Annotated in this window: 2 protein-coding genes and 1 pseudogene; all 3 read right to left on the minus strand. The window is 65.8% G+C overall.

Translation table 11 applies throughout. The features are described 5' to 3' along the window. A partial coding sequence (locus tag PGX04_RS30945) for an SAM-dependent methyltransferase (RefSeq protein ID WP_273741990.1) occupies positions 1 to 271 on the minus strand: 271 nt, incomplete at its 3' end. After that, complete coding sequence (cbiT, locus tag PGX04_RS30950; RefSeq protein WP_273741991.1) at positions 268 to 915, minus strand: precorrin-6Y C5,15-methyltransferase (decarboxylating) subunit CbiT; 648 nt, start codon at positions 913 to 915, stop codon at positions 268 to 270. The genes cbiT and PGX04_RS30945, both read right to left, overlap by 4 nt. Before the next feature lie 310 nt (positions 916 to 1,225). Continuing rightward, positions 1,226 to 1,651 (minus strand): annotated as a pseudogene (locus PGX04_RS30955) (cobyrinic acid a,c-diamide synthase); the annotation flags it as partial.

Here is a 1,651-nt window from a genome sequence, read left to right on the forward strand (position 1 = left end):
CGCCGAGCGTCACGAAGGCGACGTCGCCGTCGCGGGCGTTCGGGGCGATCTCCGCCGCGGCCGCCTTCCACGCCGTCCGCAGCTTCTCCTCGTCTTTCGTCATCGGAAAATCGAGGTCCCCGATCTTCGACTCGTCGACGTGGTTCAGCGCGACCGTCCGCGAGAGCCGGCCCGGCGAGTAAACCACGTCGGCGCGCTCGAGAACCTCTTTCCCGCGAACGGTCACGAGATCGGCCTCGCCGGGGCCGAGTCCGACGCCGTACAGCGTCATCGCTCGACACCTTCCGTCCGCGATCGCGAATCTCCGATTCGCTCACCGCCGTCCGCGGCGACTCGCTCGCCGTCGTCTTCGTCGGTCTCCTCGTCGGCGGTCGCGCTCCCGACCAGCATGTACACCGGGTTGTCCGAATTGAAACTCGTCGCGCCGGCGAGCTCGTAGCCGTGGCTCACCTGAAACTGGACGACCTCCTCGAGGAGGTCCCGCTCGCGGAAGGCCTCGGCCGCTTGTCCGGCGACTTCGAGCCGCGACACGTTCATGATCACGCGGTCGATTTCGGTCTCGACGGCGTGATCGAGCACCGCTTCGAAGTTCCGACTCCCGCCCAGGAAGAGCGCGTCGGCGTCGTCGGGCAGCCCCTCGGGCGCTTCCGCGTTGCGCAGTTCGACGTCGGCGCGTACCGACTCCTCGTTCGCGGCGAGGTTCCGTTCCGTCGTCTCGAGTCGCTCGGATTTCCGCTCGAGTGCGGTCACCCGCCCGGCTCGCTGTGCGGCTTCGATCGTGACGGCCCCCGTACAGAAGCCGACCTCCGCGAGGTGGTCGTCCGGCCCGAGCGCGAGCTTCGAGCCGACGACGGCGCGCACCTCCGACTTGGTCGGTCCGGCCTTCGCGTCGTGTGGCAGCGCGATGGGTGGCATCATCAGGTGGAACAGAGCCCGCCCCTAAAACAATTTTGTTTGGGGTAGAACAACTACGATTGTCCATGTAGAGTTGGAGTAGGTCAACGGAGGTTGTTACTCGGATCCGACCGTTCGTCTCGAGGCGCTGCATCGTTTGTCGTCTCGTTGGCTCGGGTTCGATGTCCCGGTTGCAATCCGGAACCGAACCGATTGTCCGGGCGGGGGAGAGCGGACAGCGAACTGAGAGCCCGTCTGCGCCACGACAGTGCGAGCACCATACAGAGTATAGAAGTAAATCTCGTTCGCAGTCGAGTATCGGCGGACGAACTCAGTTCGCGATCGACTCGAGGAATCGATCGAACGCCCCGCTCTCGGGATGAACGTGAACGTAGGTGCCCAGCGACTCGTACTCGGTCAATCCGTCGTGGTCGCCGTCGATGCCGTCGCCACGAACCGTCTCGAAGGCGAATCGGGCGTCGCCGTCGACCGCGGCGCTCGAGTAGTGGAACTCGTGACCGCGGATCGTCTCGCCAGCGTTCGCGGTCAGCGTTCCCTCGATGGCCTCGAGTTCCACGTGATCGAGCGCCTGATAGCGATCGTGCATGGTGACGTCTGCAGGGAGAATGCCGGCCATCTCGCTCCGTTCGCCCTCGGCCGTCGTCAGCGACTGGCTCATCGCCATCAGGCCGCCGCACTCGCCGAGCACCGGCAACCCGTCGGCCGCGAGGTCGCCGAGTTCCGAGAGGGTGCCGGC

It is taken from the genome of Natrinema soli (assembly GCF_028618695.1).